The organism is Aequorivita marisscotiae, assembly GCF_029814825.1.
Taxonomy (GTDB): Bacteria; Bacteroidota; Bacteroidia; order Flavobacteriales; family Flavobacteriaceae; genus Aequorivita; species Aequorivita marisscotiae.
The window spans coordinates 559,006-578,487 of sequence record NZ_CP122379.1 but is presented as its reverse complement, the minus strand read 5'-3'; the positions used below and the strand labels follow the sequence as shown (position 1 = coordinate 578,487).

The 19,482-nt window shown below is 38.0% G+C and carries 16 protein-coding genes; 11 read left to right on the top strand and 5 right to left on the bottom strand.

Going from position 1 to position 19,482, the window contains the following annotated elements; translation table 11 throughout:
• Window positions 1-136: 136 nt before the first annotated feature.
• Complete coding sequence (gene lysS / locus QCQ61_RS02705; RefSeq protein ID WP_279450224.1) at window positions 137-1,828, bottom strand: lysine--tRNA ligase; 1,692 nt, start codon at window positions 1,826-1,828, stop codon at window positions 137-139.
• A 246-nt stretch (window positions 1,829-2,074) separates the two neighbouring features.
• Here lysS and QCQ61_RS02700 point away from each other — a divergent pair, with 246 nt between their 5' ends.
• Genes QCQ61_RS02700 through QCQ61_RS02690 form a run of 3 tightly spaced genes read left to right on the top strand, consistent with a single transcriptional unit; the run spans window position 2,075 to window position 3,572 of the window.
• Window positions 2,075-2,233, top strand: coding sequence for a YqaE/Pmp3 family membrane protein (locus QCQ61_RS02700; protein WP_279449179.1), 159 nt, complete (start codon window positions 2,075-2,077; stop codon window positions 2,231-2,233).
• A 4-nt stretch (window positions 2,234-2,237) separates the two neighbouring features.
• Complete coding sequence (locus QCQ61_RS02695) at window positions 2,238-2,984, top strand: hypothetical protein (protein WP_279449178.1); 747 nt, start codon at window positions 2,238-2,240, stop codon at window positions 2,982-2,984.
• 51 nt (window positions 2,985-3,035) lie between these two features.
• Window positions 3,036-3,572, top strand: a complete 537-nt coding sequence (locus tag QCQ61_RS02690) for a hypothetical protein (protein ID WP_279449177.1) — start codon at window positions 3,036-3,038, stop codon at window positions 3,570-3,572.
• Between the two features lie 148 nt (window positions 3,573-3,720).
• Here QCQ61_RS02690 and QCQ61_RS02685 read toward each other — a convergent pair whose 3' ends face one another.
• On the bottom strand, window positions 3,721-5,964 hold the full coding sequence (locus tag QCQ61_RS02685; RefSeq protein ID WP_279449176.1) for a zinc-dependent metalloprotease: 2,244 nt from the start codon (window positions 5,962-5,964) through the stop codon (window positions 3,721-3,723).
• Window positions 5,965-6,145: 181 nt separating this feature from the next.
• On the opposite strand from QCQ61_RS02685, the gene lipB reads away from it, so the two are divergent.
• On the top strand, window positions 6,146-6,859 hold the full coding sequence (gene lipB, locus QCQ61_RS02680; RefSeq protein ID WP_279449175.1) for a lipoyl(octanoyl) transferase LipB: 714 nt from the start codon (window positions 6,146-6,148) through the stop codon (window positions 6,857-6,859).
• A gap of 91 nt (window positions 6,860-6,950) precedes the next feature.
• Here lipB and QCQ61_RS02675 read toward each other — a convergent pair whose 3' ends face one another.
• Both QCQ61_RS02675 and rnhB read right to left on the bottom strand, forming a co-directional pair.
• Entirely contained in the window at window positions 6,951-9,419 is a 2,469-nt protein-coding gene (locus tag QCQ61_RS02675) for a hypothetical protein (RefSeq protein ID WP_279449174.1), read from the bottom strand.
• 97 nt (window positions 9,420-9,516) lie between these two features.
• Entirely contained in the window at window positions 9,517-10,128 is a 612-nt protein-coding gene (gene rnhB, locus QCQ61_RS02670) for a ribonuclease HII (protein WP_279449173.1), read from the bottom strand.
• 203 nt (window positions 10,129-10,331) lie between these two features.
• Between rnhB and QCQ61_RS02665 the strand changes: the two genes are divergently transcribed.
• A complete protein-coding gene (locus tag QCQ61_RS02665) occupies window positions 10,332-12,215 on the top strand; it encodes a putative porin (protein ID WP_279449172.1) in 1,884 nt (627 codons plus the stop codon).
• A 70-nt stretch (window positions 12,216-12,285) separates the two neighbouring features.
• On the opposite strand, the gene QCQ61_RS02660 is transcribed toward QCQ61_RS02665, so the two are convergent.
• On the bottom strand, window positions 12,286-13,428 hold the full coding sequence (locus QCQ61_RS02660) for an acyl-CoA dehydrogenase (protein WP_279449171.1): 1,143 nt from the start codon (window positions 13,426-13,428) through the stop codon (window positions 12,286-12,288).
• 208 nt (window positions 13,429-13,636) lie between these two features.
• Between QCQ61_RS02660 and QCQ61_RS02655 the strand changes: the two genes are divergently transcribed.
• The 6 genes from QCQ61_RS02655 (at window position 13,637) to QCQ61_RS02630 (ending at window position 19,478) form a co-directional block, all read left to right on the top strand.
• A complete protein-coding gene (locus QCQ61_RS02655) occupies window positions 13,637-14,698 on the top strand; it encodes an anhydro-N-acetylmuramic acid kinase (protein ID WP_279449170.1) in 1,062 nt (353 codons plus the stop codon).
• Between the two features lie 127 nt (window positions 14,699-14,825).
• Entirely contained in the window at window positions 14,826-16,052 is a 1,227-nt protein-coding gene (locus QCQ61_RS02650) for a Glu/Leu/Phe/Val dehydrogenase dimerization domain-containing protein (protein WP_279449169.1), read from the top strand.
• A 21-nt stretch (window positions 16,053-16,073) separates the two neighbouring features.
• The gene (gene nhaD / locus QCQ61_RS02645) at window positions 16,074-17,456 is read left to right on the top strand and encodes a sodium:proton antiporter NhaD (protein WP_279449168.1); all 1,383 of its coding nucleotides are present in this window, start codon (window positions 16,074-16,076) and stop codon (window positions 17,454-17,456) included.
• A 48-nt stretch (window positions 17,457-17,504) separates the two neighbouring features.
• Window positions 17,505-18,203, top strand: a complete 699-nt coding sequence (locus QCQ61_RS02640; RefSeq protein ID WP_279449167.1) for a MotA/TolQ/ExbB proton channel family protein — start codon at window positions 17,505-17,507, stop codon at window positions 18,201-18,203.
• A complete protein-coding gene (locus QCQ61_RS02635; protein ID WP_279449166.1) occupies window positions 18,203-18,595 on the top strand; it encodes an ExbD/TolR family protein in 393 nt (130 codons plus the stop codon). Before QCQ61_RS02640 ends, QCQ61_RS02635 begins: the two co-directional genes overlap by 1 nt.
• 100 nt (window positions 18,596-18,695) lie before the next feature.
• Window positions 18,696-19,478, top strand: a complete 783-nt coding sequence (locus QCQ61_RS02630; protein ID WP_279449165.1) for an energy transducer TonB — start codon at window positions 18,696-18,698, stop codon at window positions 19,476-19,478.
• Window positions 19,479-19,482 lie beyond the last annotated feature (4 nt).

Here is a 19,482-nt window from a genome sequence, read left to right as displayed (position 1 = left end):
GTTGTAATCACATTTAAATCAAAGGTTTTTGAAATAAAGAAATTCAAAATTTTATTCAAAATTATGGTGGTAAATGAAAAAAAAAGGGAAGCAACATTGAAGTAACTTCCCTTTTTATACTATATTATTGCTGTTTTTATAAAACTGAAACCAGCAAATTGTCGTCGGTTTTTTCAACCTTTGCCAATTTTGAAGCCGTTAGGCCTTTAATGGCTTTGTCCCATTTTTTGTTGCTCAAACCGCTTTGAGCTTTTAATGCTTCCAACATAATCGGACTGTTGGTTTTTAAAAGAGTGAAAACTGTTTTTTCATCTTCGGTCATTTCCACTTTTTTCTTTTCCGGGCGCATTTGCGGGAAAAATAGCACCTCTTGAATGGAAGGGTTATTCGTTAAAAACATTATTAATCTATCCATGCCAATTCCCATACCACTTGTTGGGGGCATACCGTATTCTAATGCGCGTAAAAAGTCGTAATCTATAAAAGCTGTTGCTTCGTCATCTCCGCGATCTGCAAGTTTTAATTGTGCCTCAAAACGCTCGCGTTGGTCAATGGGATCGTTTAATTCGCTGTAGGCATTTGCTATTTCCTTGCCGCAAACCATTAATTCAAAGCGTTCGGTGAGATCTGGATTGTCGCGGTGTTCTTTACAAAGCGGACTCATTTCCTTTGGGTAATCTGTAATAAATGTTGGCTGAATATAATTGCCTTCGCACTTTTCGCCAAAAATTTCATCAATGAGCTTTCCTTTCCCCATTGTTTCATCCACGGGAATTTTCATTGCTACGGCAGCTTTTCTAATTTCATCCTCGGTTTTTCCAGTAATGTCGAAACCTGTAAAATTTTTAATAGATTCTGCCATCGTTACTCTCGGATAGGGTGCTTTAAAATCTATATTGTGTTTTCCGAAGGTTGCTTTTGTGGTGCCATTTACTTCCAAAGCACAGAATTCTAACAATTGCTCGCAGAAATCCATCATCCAGTTGTAATCTTTATACGAAACGTAAATTTCCATGGCGGTAAATTCTGGATTGTGGGTGCGATCCATTCCTTCGTTTCTAAAGTTTTTGGAAAACTCATACACCCCATCGAAGCCACCAACGATTAATCTTTTTAGATATAATTCATTCGCAATTCGCATATATAGCGGAATATCTAGCGAATTATGGTGAGTAATAAATGGTCGTGCTGCAGCACCTCCAGGGATGGGCTGTAAAATTGGAGTTTCAACTTCAAAATAGCCGCGGTCGTTAAAGAAAGTACGCATGGCGTTAAAAAGTTTGGTGCGCTTTACAAAAATTTCTTTTACGTGCGGGTTTACAACCAAATCTGCATAACGCTGTCTATAGCGTTGTTCGGGGTCTGTAAAGGCATCGTGCACTTTCCCATCGGCATCAACGCGGGGCTGTGGCAAAGGTTTTAAGGCTTTGCTCAATAGGGTGAAATTTTTCACCATTACGGTTTTTTCGCCTACTTGCGTTTTAAAAAGTTCGCCTTCAATTCCTATAAAATCGCCAATATCCAACAACTTTTTATAAACCTCGTTGTACAACGTTTTGTCATCTCCCGAACAAATTTCGTCGCGGTTAAAATATACTTGAATTCGGCCATCGGCATCTTGAAGTTCAGCAAACGATGCTTTTCCTTGTATTCTTCGAGACATTAATCTTCCGGCAATTATCACATTTTTGCCTTCTTCAAAATCTGCTTTAATGTTTTTCGAAGTTTCGCTAACGGGATATAAATCTGCTGGATATGGGTTAATGCCCATCGTGCGCAGTTGTTGTAATTTTTCTCTTCGGATGATTTCCAATTCAGACAGTTGCATATATTTCAATATAAAAATAAGTTTGCAAAGATAGGTAATTGAACTTCGATATATGAAGTTCAAAGTTCGAAAATCGAAGTGCAAGATTTGAAATGTAAAATACGTTGCCGAGAATTGAAAATGACAGAAGTTATAAATAGAATACCGAGTGGTACACGCGATGTTTAGTGTTTTAAAAAGCAGGTGCGGACGATTAATAAATTACAGAAGTGAGAAATAAAAAATATTAGCGTAGTTTTGTTTGTTATGAGTATATGGAGAGTTTTACTGTCAATTCTATTTCCGCCGCTCGCCGTTATAGATAAAGGTTGTGGCTCTGTAATTATTGTTTTTATCCTTACCGTATGCGGATGGATTCCGGGCGTGATTGCCGCTCTTATCATTTTAAATAGCCCTAATAGATAACATTATGAAACTAAAATTACTATTTCTATTTGCCTTTGCACTTACATTAATAGGCTGCCAATTTTCTGAAACCATGGTTATGAATGCTGACGGAAGTGGCGAAATGACCGTTGAGGTAAATTTAAACGAAATGATGGCCTTTGGAGGCGGTGCGATGCTAGACTCTGCCTCGGTTAAAGTAGATACCATTATACATATGAAGCAGTTTTTGGAAGAAAAACGCGATAGTATCTCGAAGCTTTCGGCTGCCCAACAACAGAAATTAAAGAAGATGGAGAATTTTAATGTACGTGTAAAAATGGATTCAGAAACTTCTGAAATGATTTATGCAATTTCTACCAATTTCAAAAATGTAGCGGAAGCTAACGACATACTAAACGGATTGGAGCAAGTTGGAGGCATGATGCCTGGCGATAAAACCCAAGCGATGAAAACAACCAAAGAGGAAGGTTCGCAAGAATTAATTGGTGTGAATTATACATTTAAAAATGGAGTGTTTAAGCGCGATGCATACATAAAGGATAAGAAAATGCACAAACAGCAAGTTGATAGTTTAAAGCAAGCTGAAGCTTTTATGGGTGGATCTAATTATACCATAAAATACACTTTTGCCAAAAAAATAAAGACAACCTCTAATCCCGAAGCTAACTTTTCGGCAGACAAAAAAACGGTTACCGTTCAAACTCCCTTTATTGAATATTTTAAAAATCCCGATTTACTTGATTTGCAAGTAGAATTGGAAAAACAGTAATTTTCGGCAACGTATTTGTATCTTACTCACATAACACTAAACTAAACACAGATGAAAGCATTGTATTTTTTAATTCCACTTTTTATGGTTAATGCCTGCAAAACGCAGACTGGAACTGTAATTTCATCAGAAAACACCAATATGGAACAAGTAGAAAACACCAGTTCTGGCTGCCCAGAGGCTGGAAACTGTAGTGTAGTATTGCACAAAAATAAAAGTCTTGTAGTAAAAGAAGACGGTACCGGAGCTTTGTATCCCGAAATGACCGCCGGCGACAATATGGTAGTGGAATACACCTATTTAAAAGAAGGCCCCGAAGGCACTGCAGATGGCAATTATTCTGAAACCATCCATTTTGAAATACCCAATAATGTGAAAAAAATAAGCAAAGTAAATGCTTCTTTGAGCGATGTAAAACTTTTGTACGGCAAACATTGTTTTTGCAAGGGGGAGGCGGGTTACTATCCAATTACTAATGGCGAGCTTTCTATTTCTACCAACAATGAAACGCTTACATTCAATTTAAATTTTGAAGTTGGCAAAACATCGCAGGTAGTTTCAAATATTTCAGAAACGGTTAAGCTATAGTTGTAAGCTTCCTTTGAGATAAAAAGGAACTGTATTGAGGGCGAAGTTAAGCTTCACTTTAAAAAAGAAATAGATATAAAAAAAAGAGAAAAGAACAGGAAACTAAATCCTGTCTTTTCTCTTTTTTAATTATTGAATTAACTGCGAATTAGTTTTTCACAATCTTTTTGGTCGTTACTTTGTTGCCGTTCTTTACAACAAGGAAATACATACCGCTTTCAATATAGCTATACTCCAATTGTTTGTTAAAAGTACTTGAAGCAGATACATCGTCAAAACTGTATTGGTTAATTGCTCTTCCTCTTAAATCGTAAAGAGAAATTTCAATTTTGTCGTTAGACGCTGGTTTGAAAGTTAGGTTAAAAGTTCCATTTGAAGGGTTTGGATACACCGAGAAGTTTTCGAAAGCAAAGTCTTCAACGCCTACAACGCCATCTACTGTTATAACGGCATCGTTTAGGTCGTAGAAAATATTGTTAGAAGACATAACCATCAATCTTCCTGTGGTAGTATTTACGTTTGGAACATTTACCACAGCGCTTCCGTTGTTTGGAACGTTTAGCGCAACCGAAATTGGGTATGTTTGTCCATTATCAGTAGAGAACCAAATATCTACATTTGGGCTATCTACGGGAGCTACATCAGTTCCAGCAACATCCCAAGTAACGGTTTCGGTATTCCCGATAGTCCACGTAGTGGCTGTATTTTGAGAAGTAATCTCAAACGGACCGGAATTAGCATCAAAAGTTAATATTAAATTGTCGCTAGCCGAAGCACCTCCACCGGCAACATTATCGCGAACGGTATATCTAAAATTCATAATTCTACCTACTGAAGGTACTACTTCCCACGTGTTTTGTGTATTACCAGAAAGTACAGTACCAATAGCTGGCATATATCTCATCGGCGAGTCTGATGGATCTAAAGTTCTAAAAGCCGGGCCGCTATTAGATGAATTTTGAGGTGGCATAGGCGCAACCTGTGGGTTCATTTGTTCCCAGCAATGTGATAATATATCGCCATCTGGATCAGAAGCAATTCCTTTTAATCTAAAAGGAGTAGATTTTGGTAATGTGTAGTTAGGACCAGCATCTGCTACAGGAGGTAAGTTGTTTGTTGGTGATTGTACTCCACATTGTCCTTGTCCATTTTTAATATAGTTCCAGATTTCTTGTATGCTAATAGCAGTAAAATAATCATCACTATTGCTTTGTACGTTTGGAGGGCAAATACCAGCATAACCCATAATTGAAGATCCGCTACCAGGCTCTACAGCAGTTGAAGGATTTCTATTATTTCCACAAGAATTATTAAAAGTGTGGTTTGCACCAAATTGGTGACCCATTTCGTGTGCAACAAAATCAATATAGAAAATATCGTTTATAGGCGAAGTTAAACCTGTAACTCCTCTTGCTTTTTGTCCGGTTCGGCAAGGAACTCGAAGCCCAGCAATACCACCACCACCAGTACTAAATACGTGGCCAATATCGTAATTGGCATTTCCAATTATAGCATCACAGGTAGTTTGGTTTTGCCCAAGCATAGTACCTCCACTGTTGTTGGTGTACGGATCTGATGCTGCATTAAGGAAGATAATGTCTGTATTATTGGCAACGATAACCATAGTTAAAGAAGCGTCTCTTTCATACACTCCATTTACACGTGTCATGGCCACGTTCATTGCAGAAAGCACTGCAGCTTTTTTTACAGCATCCGAGGCACCGTTAGGGATTCCTTGTTGGTTTAAATGATATTGAGCATATTCACCTGTACACGCTAAGGCAAGTCTAAAAGTTCTTAGAATTCCATCGTCTGCATTAATGTTGTTATTAGGCAAATCCATTATTTCAGTTTCTTCCGTTAAACAAACAGCACTATTAGGATTCGCAGGAACTTGATTAATATTATAAGCTATATAATAATTTTTGTCCTGTGTATAAGGATCAATATAGATAGTAGAATAGTGTACAGAAGAGATCATTACATGTACGCCCACATTCGAAACACTAAAACGAGCAATGGCAGAACCATCATCTATACCTTGTGCGGCATAAGATCGAATACCTGGGTGTTGCGCCTGAAGTTCTGGCTCCATTACAGAGGCTTCATAAACACGGAAACGCTGAATAACACCGTCATTTGTTGGAAGTTCAATTACAACATCTGAGGTTCCCGTAAATCTTTCGGGGGCACGTTGCAATTGGCTTTTTAAAGCTGTTGTGTTTAGTGAGTATAAGTTAAATTCTTGCGGCATAGCGTTGCGAAATGCCTTTTGTCGGGTCTGCGTCTCGGAGTTTGTTGCCTTGCTCCATAACGCATTCTGCGCTTGTAATCCAATGCTTATTAGCATTAAAAATACAATCAGGAATGGCTTAAAAGTACTTTTTTTCATTGTAAATGTAGTTTATATGAATGTTTAGAGCGGTAAATATAATAACCTTTAGCCGATTTAATAAATATTTAAGAAATTAACTTTGGGATTTTTTATAAAAAAATTCACAAAAACTGAGAATTTTAAGTAGAAGAAAATATTAATCAATAATTTTACCGAGCTTAATAAAAACGGCAATGTAATGAGTAAATTTTTACAAATAAAAGACCTAGGTTTTAAGGATTATAAAGAAACGTGGGAATATCAAGAAGTATTGTTTCAAAAAATTCTACAAATTAAAAGCAACAACAAAAAGCAAGGTTTTGCGCACGATACCCCCAATTATTTTTTATTTGTTGAACATCCGCATGTTTATACGCTAGGCAAAAACGGACATATTGAAAATTTACTTATTTCAGAAGAAAAGTTAAAGGCAATAAACGCCACTTTTTATAAAATTAACCGCGGTGGCGATATTACCTATCACGGCCCAGGGCAAATTGTAGGTTATCCTATTTTAGATTTAGAAAACTTCTTCACCGACATTCACAAATATCTGCGTTTTTTAGAAGAAATGATTATTCTTACGCTCGCCGAATACGGCTTAAAAGCAGAGCGAAGTAAAGGCGAGACCGGAGTTTGGCTAGATGTAGGCACTCCCTTTGCCAGAAAAATTTGCGCTATGGGGGTACGAGCAAGTCGCTGGGTTACCATGCACGGTTTTGCTCTTAATGTGAATACCAATTTAGGTTATTTTGACCATATGATTCCCTGCGGAATTAAAGACAAAGCCGTTACCTCGTTACACGTAGAATTAGGAAAAGCCGAAGTTTCATTAGCCGAAGTAAAAGAAAAACTACTAAAACATTTTCTTCAACTCTTTGAAGCCGAAATAAGGAAAAAAATGGAAGCTTAACCTTCTATTTTCTCACTCGCCATTGGGCCTTGTTTTTTTATTTCTTTATTGAATTTCTTTGCGGTAGTTTGTAGTATAACAGCTTTAAACTTTAATTTATACCGTAAAATACTATACTGTTCGCCTCGCCTTTTACAACTAAACCAGTAGAACTGCCCTCGCCCATGGCGGCTTCTGAAGTGCCATAAACCGGAAAACCGTTGAGCGTTTCTCCATTTTTATCAAAAACATATACCTTTTTCTCCTGCGTTTCGGTTATGGTAATGTATGTTTTTCTACCTATATTAAATAGTTTCGGCACCGTGTAAAGTCCCAGGGGTAGTTCTACTAATTTACCATTAATTCGCAACAAATTGTCGTCCTTGGTTACTTTTGTGTTTTCTTCAACTAAAAACCAATAGTTGTTGCCTACATTTAACTTTAGCGTAGAAACCTTCCCGTCTTGAGCGATGCGTTCTTTCGTGTTCTCTTTGGTAATAACAACAAAATTGTTGTCCTCTTCTGCAATTGGAATATCAGAAAAATTGAACTTTTTTGAAATTGAAATCCGCGGTTTTCCCACGCGACTTAAAATATTGAGTTTTCCGTTTTCCTCGGCAATTACAATATAATCTTTGTTGCCCATGCGTATGTGTACGGGCGATAGCACAATAGAGCTCTGCGTTTTATTAAATCCAAAACCTTTTACGGTTTTACCGTTTTTATCGTACATAAACACCTCTTTGTCTTGCACAACTACAAAGCGGTAATTGCGGTTGTTGTCGTAATCAAAAACGGAGAGCGGTCGCGTAATTTTGTCTTTAAATTTTATAGGAAAGCCTTTTACATCTTTTCCATTTCTATCTAAAATATAAAACGTGTCCTGGGTTACGAAAGCAATTTGATTGCCGCCAGAAATTTCAACTTCCTCAATTTTTCCTAAAATCGGAGCACCGAGATTTTTACTCCAAAGAATTTTTCCGCTTTCCGAAATAAAATAGAGTTTATTGCCAATATCCTGCACCACTATTTTTACACTGCCATTTTTGCCTTTAACTACGTGTGGATTTCCCAGTAAGGGGTTTTCGAGTTGTATGTTGAATTTTTCCGACACGCGGCCCGAAATACTTTTAGTAGCACCCCCGCTTTCTTTGCAACTAAGCGTTACGTGCGCAAAATTTCTGTCGAAGCTAAATTGAAGGGCTGCCAGGGGAAATTTATCAAACGATATATTTTTAAAATCCGCGCGGCTTTTTGAATTGAAAAAATCTGAAATGGTTTCCGAAAACTCGCCTTGCATTTTAAAGATTAAAAGGGAAGAAGCGCTGCTTAAATCCTGTGCTGTATTTTTAAAATACGAAGTGTTTTTTAAAGTTGCATTATTTTGAAACGAACTTATAATTTGCGCTGCGGTTTCTTCACTTTCGGTAAAAACAAAGAAATTTTCAAGTTGAAAAACATAATTCGCTTTTTTGTAATTTATAAATGGCGAAAAGGTTTTTTGGAACAAGTCCGGCTCGCTAAAACTGCTTATTTCAGTTTCGCGAAACATGCTTTTAGAAGAAACAAATCGCGCCAAAGCATCGTTTGTTAAAGAAGGATCAATACTTTTTATAAAAATTGCGGTTTCGCTTTTTAGGCTTATACTTCCCACTTCACTAACCGAGCCGAAAATCCCGGTTGTTTTTAAAATTGGGTTTTCACCTCTAAAAGTACGCAGATTATTTTGAAAAGCTTCGGCATCGTTAAAGGTAAAACTTAAGGCGCCTAACGCATCGGTGGGCACCAAAGCAGCTACATCATTGTGTTGCGGTACTTGTTCCTTAAAAACGTTTAGCAATTGTGGAATGCTGTCTGTAGCTAGTGTAATTCCGGTGGCGGTAAGAGATTCGGGCGCAATGGCAACGTCCAGCGCACTCCACGAAGTAAAATCTATTTTGGTAGAATCGGCGACAGCAATTCTATTTCCACGCATCAAAGCCGTAAACCCGTTTGAAGATGGTAAATTAAATACTTTTTTAAAAGTGGCATCGCGTTCGGTTTTTCCCTTTAAAATATCCTGCAAAATTTTTTGCGAAGACGAAATTACAAACACGCTATCTATCTGTGCGGTATAAGCAATTTCTGGGCTACGGCCAGATTTGCTGGCATCTATCGTTATACGTTGAAACGATTTTTTATCTATTTGCAGGGTTTCAACTGTTTTATTTTTAATGGAATCTACCTGAAATAAATTTTCAGTGTGTTTTGAAATAAAGGTAAATGCAGACACCGAATCGTTTAATATATTAATACACAAAAGACTTTGCGCCGTGGGATGTAGCTTTTTAAAGAAAACAGATTTTTCGGCAAAAAATAAATACGGGCCAGTTTTTTCGAACATTGAAAGCAGGGAGTTGGCCTCAATATCTGCCTGTAGATTTTTAAGATTCGAAATTTTAAAAACCATCGAAGCATTCTCTGGAACAAAATCCATTAAAGTGCCTGTTTTCGAAGGGCTTTTGTCGCAACCTCCAAGAGTTCCAAAAAGAATAGCAGTAATAAATAGAAGCGCAAATGGTTTCCGGCAAATTTTTCCCATAACACAAAAATAGCATGGATTAATGATGGTTCAATGCGAAGTATAAAATGTTTATTGACGGGTTTTCAACAGTACAAATACTTGCTGTGATTAAAAATTACAAAGTATCCGCAATGTTTAATGTAAGTTGATCGGGAAGCAGTTTAAAACTCTTGCGATGAAAAATGGTGCTACCGTGCTCGCGAATAGCTTCGCGATGTGCTTTGGTTGGGTAGCCTTTATTTTGTTTCCAATTGTACTGTGGAAATTTTTTATGCAGCGTTGCCATATATTCGTCGCGATAGGTTTTCGCCAAAATAGATGCCGCGGCTATGTGTAAAAATTTACCATCGCCTTTTACTACACATTCAAAAGGCGTTTTCCCTAAAGGCTTAAAACGATTGCCGTCAATAGCAATAAATTGTGGTACTTGCGAAAGTCCTTGTATTGCGCGGTGCATTCCCAAAATAGACGCATTAAGAATATTTAATTTATCAATCTCGTCCATCATTACATGAACTACTTTAAAACAAATAGCTTCCCGCTCAATAATAGACTTAAGTTCCATTCGTTTTTTTTCGGAAAGCTGCTTGCTGTCTGTTAAAAAAGGATGCTGAAAATCGTCGGGAAGAATTACAGCAGCAGCGGTTACCGGACCCGCCAAGCAACCACGGCCGGCTTCATCCGTGCCGCATTCAATGAGGTTTTTATTAATTTTTAGTTGAAGCATTATTTATACAAATCTCTATAAATTTATAGAAATAGAAAATGGAAAACCCATCTAATATATAAGTGCAAAATTTAAATTATAGAATGAAACTCACGAAGTTTAAATTTTGTTTTATTTGTAATTCAATGGTGCACATTTAGAGTATCTGCCCAATCTCAATAAACTAAAAAATAAATTACCTTTGCCCGAAAGTTTCTCCAAGGATGAAAAAAACACTTGTGCTATTATTTCTTTTTTGCGCTTCGGCTACTGTGTTTTCGCAAACTCCTGCAAAGAAAGAAAAACCACCTATAGATTATTATAAAATTATTTCGGCAACTAGAGATACTACTTTTGTAGATACTACCCTTTCTATTGCTAAAAAGTACAAATTTAATTACCTGCGGAAAGATAATTTTGAGCTGCTGCAATTTTCAAATGTAGGGCAGACGTATAATTCGCTTGCTTATAATTTTAATACGTTTAATCTAAAGCCGCTATTTGTAGCACAGTCGCATCATTTCAACTATAAAGAAATTGACGATGTAAATTATTTTAACGTTCCAACGCCTTTAACGGAGCTTTATTTTAAAACCGCTTACGAACAAGGACAGCAATTAGATGCGTTTTTTACAGTAAATACCTCGCCGCAATTTAATTTTTCGGTTGGTTATAAAGGGGTTCGTTCGTTGGGGAAATATCAGCATATTTTAACCAGTACGGGTAATTTTCTGTTTACTTCAAATTACCATACAAAAAATAAGCGCTATGTTGTTCGTGCGCACGTAGCGGCACAGGATATTTTAAACCAGGAAAACGGTGGTTTAACCAACAATTCGCTACAGCTATTTATGACTGCAGACCCTGAATTTAATGACCGCGGCAGGTTGGATGTAAATTTTGAAAATGCGGAAAATAAACTGGAAGGACTCCGTTTTTATGGCGATCAGTATTACGAATTGTTTAGCAATCGCGATAGTACCGGGTACTCGGTTTTAACTATTGGGAATGTTTTAAGCTATGAAGATAAATTTTTCAGATACAACCAAACAAAGCCTTTTAAAAGTTTTGGCCCTTCGTACGAAACAGCCGATTTGTTCACCAAAACCAAATTGGAAGATTTTAATGTAAAGGCGTATGCAGATTTTGACAATTCACTCATTGGAAAAATAACTGCTTGGGCGGGCTATAATGATTTTAATTACGGTTATAATTCCGTTTTAATATTGGATGAGGCGCGAATTCCCAACAGAATTAAAGGAGATATAATTGAAGCCGGTGCCGCTTTTGCAAAAGAATATCGCGGATTTAAACTTTCTGGTAAAGGCGCATTAAACATTGCTGGCGATTTTGAAGGTAATTATATTGAAGGTTCAGCTTCGTATAATTTAAATGAGGAATACAATGCCAAAGCTTCGGTAAATATTCATTCGGTGGCGCCCAATTTCAACTTTTTATTGTACCAAAGCGATTACCAAAACTACAATTGGAAAACCAATTTAAACAATGTAAAAACACAGCAACTCAATTTTGAAATTAATACAAAACAATTTGGAAATGCTTCGGTAAGTTACACGGGAATTGACGATTACACCTATTTTGGTATAAAGGAAAACGACAGCACTCCGTCTCCCAATCAAGCTTCTGAAAGAGTTGATTATCTAAAAATAAAGGCCGAAAAGGAATTCAAATACCGAAATTTTGGTTTTGAGAATACAGTAATGTATCAACAGGTTTTAAATGGTGAAAACATTTTGAATGTTCCACAGATTATTACGCGAAACACGCTTTATTTTGAAGATCATTTGTTTAAACGTGCTTTGTTTTTACAAACGGGTGTAACTTTTAAATATTTTACCCAATACAATATGAATGGTTATGATCCTGTATTGGCGGAGTTTTACGTGCAGAACGATCAGGAATTGGGCGGTTTCCCGTTGGTAGATATTTTCTTTAATGCTAAAATTCGGCAAACGCGTATTTACTTTGTTTATGAAAATTTCACTAATTTATTTAGTGGTGGCAAGAACAATCATTTTGCGGCACCGGGCTACCCATATCGCGATGCTGTTTTAAGGTTTGGGCTGGTTTGGAATTTCTTCCTATAAAAAAACCCGCCACTTTCGGACGGGTTCATTAATTTATATCAATTCGAGCGCAGTCGGAATTTATAATCCATCAATCTCGCAAAAGCCCTCTGGAAATTACAATTTTTTGTATTTCTGAAGTTCCTTCATAAATCTGGGTAATTTTCGCATCGCGCATAAAGCGTTCTACGTGGTATTCCTTTACGAAACCATTTCCGCCGTGAACCTGAACTGCTTCAACAGATACATCCATTGCTACTTGGCTGGCGTATAACTTTGCCATCGCACCGCTCATATCGTAATTGTTGCCTTGGTCTTTGTCCCAGGCTGCTTTCATTACTAAATGCCGTGCAGCTTCAATGGTGGTATGCATATCGGCAAGTTTAAAGGCAATAGCTTGGTGGTTTGCTATTTCGGTACCAAAAGCCTTTCTAACTTTTGAATACTCACGAGCCAAATCGTATGCGCCTGCAGCGATTCCCAAGGCTTGGGCAGCAATACCAATGCGGCCACCAGCAAGGGTTTTCATGGCAAATTTAAATCCAAACCCGTCTTCGCCAATTCTGTTTTCCTTTGGAACTTTTACATCGTTAAAAATTAACGAATGCGTATCGCTACCGCGGATACCTAATTTATCTTCTTTCGGTCCAATTTCAAAACCTTCCCAGCCTTTTTCAACAATAAAAGCGTTAATGCCTTTGTGTTTTTTGTCTTTATCGGTTTGGGCAATTACTAAGTAATAATCTGCGGTTCCTCCGTTGGTAATCCAGTTTTTGGTGCCGTTTAATACGTAGTGGTCGCCTTTATCAATTGCAGTAGTTTTTTGCGATGTAGCATCGCTTCCTGCTTCAGGTTCGCTTAAACAAAATGCCCCAAGTTTTTCGCCTGTGGCTAATTTGGTAAGGTATTTTTGTTTTTGTTCTTCGGTTCCGTAAGCTTCGAGGCCGTAACACACGAGCGAGTTGTTAACCGAAACAATTACCGAGCAGGAGGCATCTACCTTGCTCAGTTCTTCCATAACGAGTACGTACGAAATGGTGTCCATTCCGCCGCCGCCGTATTTTGGATCTACCATCATTCCGAGAAAACCAAGTTCGCCCATTTTTTTAACTTGCTCGGTAGGGAATTTCTGAAGGTTATCTCTTTCAATTACGCCCGGCAGTAATTCGGTGCGTGCAAAATCACGAGCTGCGTCGCGAATCATTAAATGTTCTTCGGATAGACTGAAATCCATAGGCTTTTTATATGTAAGAATTGTGTTTTAAAAAGAAAGCACAAAGGTACTTATAAAAAGCAAATTCTAAAAAACAAATACTAAATAACAACAGATGGATAAATCATGGCGATGCAATTATAATTTCGATTATATTTTAAATAGATTGCCTATCTATTGGCATTATTAAAATCTTCCGTAGTATCTTTAAATTCTTGATGTTTATAATTTGAAAAAGGAAAAGTATCATATTATCGGCGTAATGAGCGGTACTTCGCTCGACGGAATTGATTTGGCCGAAATTGTTTTTAACCATGCCCAAGCGCGATGGAGCTTTGAAATTCTCGCTGTCGAAACCGTGCCATATACTACATTTTGGAGGGATAAGCTGCGCGAAGCCATAAATTATTCCGAAGAAAAATTAGAGCGTTTAGATTTTAAATACACAGAAAAACTTTCTGAAGAAATTTCTAAATTCATTAAAAAACACACCATTCAGGAAATAGATGCAGTTTGCAGTCATGGGCACACCATTTTGCATCAGCCCGAAAAGGGGTTTACACGTCAGATCGGGAATTTACCGCGCATTTCAAAAACGCTTCAACAAACGGTAATTTGCGATTTTAGAGTGCAGGACGTGGCACTTGGCGGGCAGGGCGCACCCTTAGTGCCTATTGGTGATAAACTGCTATTTTCGGCTTATGATTATTGTTTAAATCTGGGCGGGTTTGCCAATTGTTCTTTCGAAAATAAGGCAGTGCGTGTGGCCTACGATATCTGTGCGGTAAATATTGTTTTAAATAGATATGCCGAAAAATTGGGGTTTGATTTTGATGAGAGCGGCAAATTGGCGGCATCTGGAAAAGTAGATGAAACGTTGCTCCAAAAATTGAATGCGCTTCCTTTTTATACTGAAAAGCCTCCGAAATCTTTGGGATTGGAGTGGGTGCAATCTACAATTTTTACTCTTTTGGATGCATTTAATATTTCAACAGAAAATATATTGCGCACATATACCGAACATATAGCCATGCAGCTTGCCAATCAATTTTCGGCGCGTGCATCTGTCTTGGTTACCGGAGGTGGTGCATATAACACTTTTTTAATTGAACGATTGAAAAATCAATCTTCGGTGGCGGTACTAATACCATTGCCAAAAATTGTGGAATACAAGGAAGCATTGATATTTGGACTGTTGGGAGTGCTCAAGCTTCGCGATGAGGTTAATTGTTTGGCGAGTGTTACGGGAGCTTCACAGGATCATTCCAGCGGGAATATATACTATCCATAATTTTTAAAGAAAATAAATTCAAACGCCTCACAAGTTTTTTATATTTGTCCTATTCTATTAGCACCAACACAAAAAGATTATCGCGCTTCAACGCAATTGAAAACAAATTTTTAATGCTCCCTAATTAATGAAAGAATTACTTAAAAAATACGAAGAAAAAGAACCCGAAATAGTTTTTCATTGGAAAGATCCAGAAACCGAAGCCGAAGGCTGGACCGTTATAAACTCGTTGCGAGGCGGGGCTGCCGGTGGCGGTACGCGCATGCGAAAAGGTTTGGATATGAATGAAGTGCTTTCACTTGCGAAAACAATGGAAGTTAAATTTTCAGTTTCGGGCCCAGCAATTGGCGGCGCAAAATCTGGAATTAATTTTGATCCTGCCGATCCTCGAAAAAAGGGAGTTTTAGAGCGTTGGTTTAAGGCTGTAGCTCCATTATTAAAAGGGTATTACGGCACTGGTGGCGATATGAATGTAGATGAAATTCACGAAGTAATACCGTTTACCGAGCAATGTGGTATTTGGCATCCGCAGGAAGGTGTTTTTAACGGGCACTTTATACCCACCGAAGCAGATAAAATTAACCGTATTGGGCAATTGCGCCACGGCGTTATAAAAGCATTGGAAAGTACCGAGTACTCGCCAGATATAACAAGAAGCTATAAAGTAGCCGACATGGTTACGGGTTTTGGCGTGGCAGAAGCAGTAAAACACTATTACGATATTTACGGCGGCGATGTAAAGGGAAAGCGCGCAATAATACAAGGTTTCGGAAACGTAGGTTCTGCTGCAGCGTACTATCTTTCGCAAATGGGCGCCAAAATAGTAGGTATTATAGATCGCGATGGAGGTGTAATAAATGAAGATGGTTATTCATTTGAAGAAATAAAACAACTATTTTTAAACAAGGATGGCAACTTGCTTGTTGCCGGAAACATGATTCCATTTAATGAAATAAACGAAAAAATCTGGAAGGTCAAAGCAGAAATATTTGCTCCTTGTGCAGCGTCCAGATTGGTTACACAGCAACAGATTACCGAAATGATTGAAAGTGGATTGGAAGTTATAAGCTGTGGTGCCAACGTGCCGTTTGCGGATAAGGAGATTTTCTTCGGTCCGATTATGGAATACACTGACGAACGCGTAAGTTTAATTCCAGATTTTATAAGTAACTGTGGTATGGCACGCGTTTTTGCATATTTTATGGAGCGCAAGGTACAGATGACCGATGAGGCAATTTTTAACGATACCTCCATTACTATTAAAAATGCAATTCAGAATACCTTTAATAATAATAGTACCAAGACCAACATTAGCAAAACTGCTTTTGAAATAGCATTGAAACAATTGTTATAATTTTCAATAATAAGCACCACTATGGAATCAATCATTATTTTAATTTTCGTAATCGGATATCTCTCAATAACCTTAGAGCATCCTTTAAAACTAGACAAAACAGTACCGGCACTTATTATGGCAGCCCTTATTTGGGCGGTTTTAGCAATAGGTTTTACCAGTGGTTGGTTTGACGTTATTAATACTGAAGAAAAAGCATTTAGCTTTCTTACAGGTGGCGAGCTCGCCATGGAAGGGTTTGAAGGTACCCTGCTTCATCATTTAGGAAAAACTGCCGAAATACTTATTTTCTTAATCGGGGCAATGACAATTGTAGAGATTATTGATCTTCACCGCGGTTTTGAAGTGTTGAAAAGTGCCGTTAAAACAAAAAGTAAACGGAAACTATTATGGATTATCGGGGTGCTTGCATTTATACTTTCAGCAATTATAGATAATCTAACGGCTACAATTGTTTTAATTACGTTGCTGCGTAAGTTAATTCATAGAAGAGAAGATAGAATATGGTTTGCTGCCATGGTTGTAATTGCTGCAAATGCCGGTGGAGCTTGGTCTCCTATTGGCGATGTAACAACAACTATGCTTTGGATAGCCAAAAAAGTATCTGCCGCTGGGCTTATTGAATATGTGGTTATACCCTCTATAGTTTGTTTTGTTCTGCCTTTTATTGTTGCAAGTTATTTGCCGGCCTTCCGAGGTAATATTGATGTTGAAGTCAGAGAAGATATAGAAGAAGGCGCTATCTTAAGCAGTAGAACTATGTTGTTTTTAGGGTTGGGAATGATTGTTTCGGTTCCAGTTTTTAAAACTCTAACACATTTACCGCCTTATATGGGAATGATGCTGGCTCTAGGGGTTGTATGGCTTGTTTCTGAATATATTCATCCAGAAGAAGATTTTACCCGAGAAAGAAGGCATCTGTACTCTGCACATAAAGCGCTATCGCGTATTGAAATTTCGAGCATCCTTTTCTTCCTCGGAATCTTAATGGCCGTTGCAGGTTTAGAAAGTCTTGTATATGGTGTTTCATCAGAAGGTGATCCTGTAGGAACGCTACGTTATTTAGCAGAAGTATTGCAAGCCGCAATACCAAACCAAGATGTAGTGGTTATTCTTCTAGGTATCGTTTCTGCAATTATAGACAACGTACCATTAGTTGCTGCGTCTATCGGAATGTACGATTTACCAATAGATTCTGTACTATGGCATTTTATAGCGTATTCTGCCGGAACTGGAGGAAGTATGCTAATTATTGGTTCTGCAGCGGGAGTTGCAGCCATGGGTATGGAACGTATAGATTTTATCTGGTATCTGAAAAAAATCACTTGGCTGGCGTTTATCGGCTTTATAGCAGGCGCAGGAACATTTTTATTAATTGAAAGAGTGATATTTCACAACGCATAACAATTTCTGAAATCTATTACCGTTATTCACTAAAACAAAACCTATTTTATGTTGAACTTGTTTATTCAAGAGGGTGCTGATTTGGCACAGGAACTTGAACCCATTTCTGAAGAAAAGACCCTTTCTATTATGGATCTTCTCTTAACCGGAGGAATTGCCGGTCAGATAATAATACTCGTGCTATTCGTGCTTCTATTCGTTGCGGTTTATATTTATTTTGAACGGCTTTTTGCTATTAAAGCTGCATCCAAAATGGATGGTAATTTTATGAACCAAATTCGCGATCATGTGGCCAAAGGCAATATTGAAGGAGCCAAAGTGTTGTGTGCTCAAAATAATACGCCGGTTTCACAATTAACCATAAAAGGAATTTCCAGAATAGGTAGCCCTTTAGAAGATATAAATACCGCAATTGAAAACGCAGGCCGATTGGAAGTTTATAAACTCGAAAAAAATGTGAGTGTGCTTGCAACTATTGCCGGCGCTGCACCTATGATTGGTTTCTTAGGAACAGTTATTGGAATGGTTCTGGCTTTTCACGAACTTGCAACAAGTAGCGGGCAAGCCGAAATGGGAAATCTCGCCGAAGGTATTTACACAGCCATGACAACAACCGTGGCTGGGCTTATTGTTGGTATTATTGCTTATATGGGGTACAATCATCTTGTGGTAAAAACCGATAAGGTAGTACATCAAATGGAGGCCACAGCAGTAGATTTTCTAGACATGTTAAACGAGCCAACTTAATGAATCTTAGAGGAAGAAATAAAGTAAGTGCCGAATTTAGCATGAGTTCCATGACAGATATTGTGTTTCTGTTATTGGTGTTCTTCTTGCTTACTTCGCCTGCAATAACTCCAGATGCATTGGATTTAATACTTCCAAAGGCAAAAGGAAAAACTTCAAATGTACAGAAAGCTTCCGTTAGCATTACAAAAGATGGAGCATACTATGTAGATAAAGAACGTGTAAGCGAATACAGTATTGAAAACGAATTGAAAAAAGTACTCGCCGGTCAGGAAGAGCCTACAATTATACTTCGCGCCGAAGAGGGGGTGCCCATAGAAGATGCCGTTTTTGTGATGGACATTGCCAATAGAAATAGCTTTAAAGTTGTACTTGCGGTCAGACCTAATTAATGTTGCTATTGTGCTATAATTGGCACTGAAATTGCAACTGTCTTTAATCTCAAAATCATAATCCTTGAATTTTTTAAACACAAAACATAAACGAAAAAGTATGACAATCACGATTATCGTGCATGTTATCATCCTTATTCTACTGTTTTATGTGGGTATGAAATATATGGATCCGCCATTAGAGCAAGGAATAGCCGTTAACTTCGGAACTACCGAGACGGGTAGCGGTGCAGTACAGCCTACTGAAAAAATACAGTCCGAGCCCCAAAGAGCAACGTCAGAGCCTGTTACACAACCTAAGACCGACATTAAAGAAGAAGTAGTAACACAGGAAACGGAAGATGCTCCCGTTATTAAAAAAGAACAGCCAAAAAAGGAACAAACTGTAACTCCTGTAAAGGAACAGCCAAAAAAAGAAGTAAAAAAGCCAGACCCCAAACCAGATAAATCTACAACCGATGCACTTGCAAGTATTTTGAATGGTCCTAAAAGCGATGGCACAGCCACGGGAGGCGAAGGCAATGATAAAAATCCCGGCGACAAAGGCAGTATTGATGGCGACCCGAATGCAAGTGCCTATTATGGAACTGGTAAGGGATTGGACGGTGATGGTAACTATTTACTTGGCGGAAGAAAGGCGCTTAATAAAGAAAAGTTTGTGCAAGATTGCAACGAAGCCGGGACTGTAGTTGTAAGTATTGAAGTAAACCGATTGGGGAAAGTTACCAGTGCAACTGCCGGAGTGCGGGGTACTACCAACAATTCACGTTGCTTGTTGGAGCCCGCGAAAAAAGCGGCTCTAGCAACCAAATTTAATGCAGACGATAAGGCTCCAGTAAAACAAATTGGTAAAATTATCTATAGATTTAGTCTTTCTCAGTAAATTC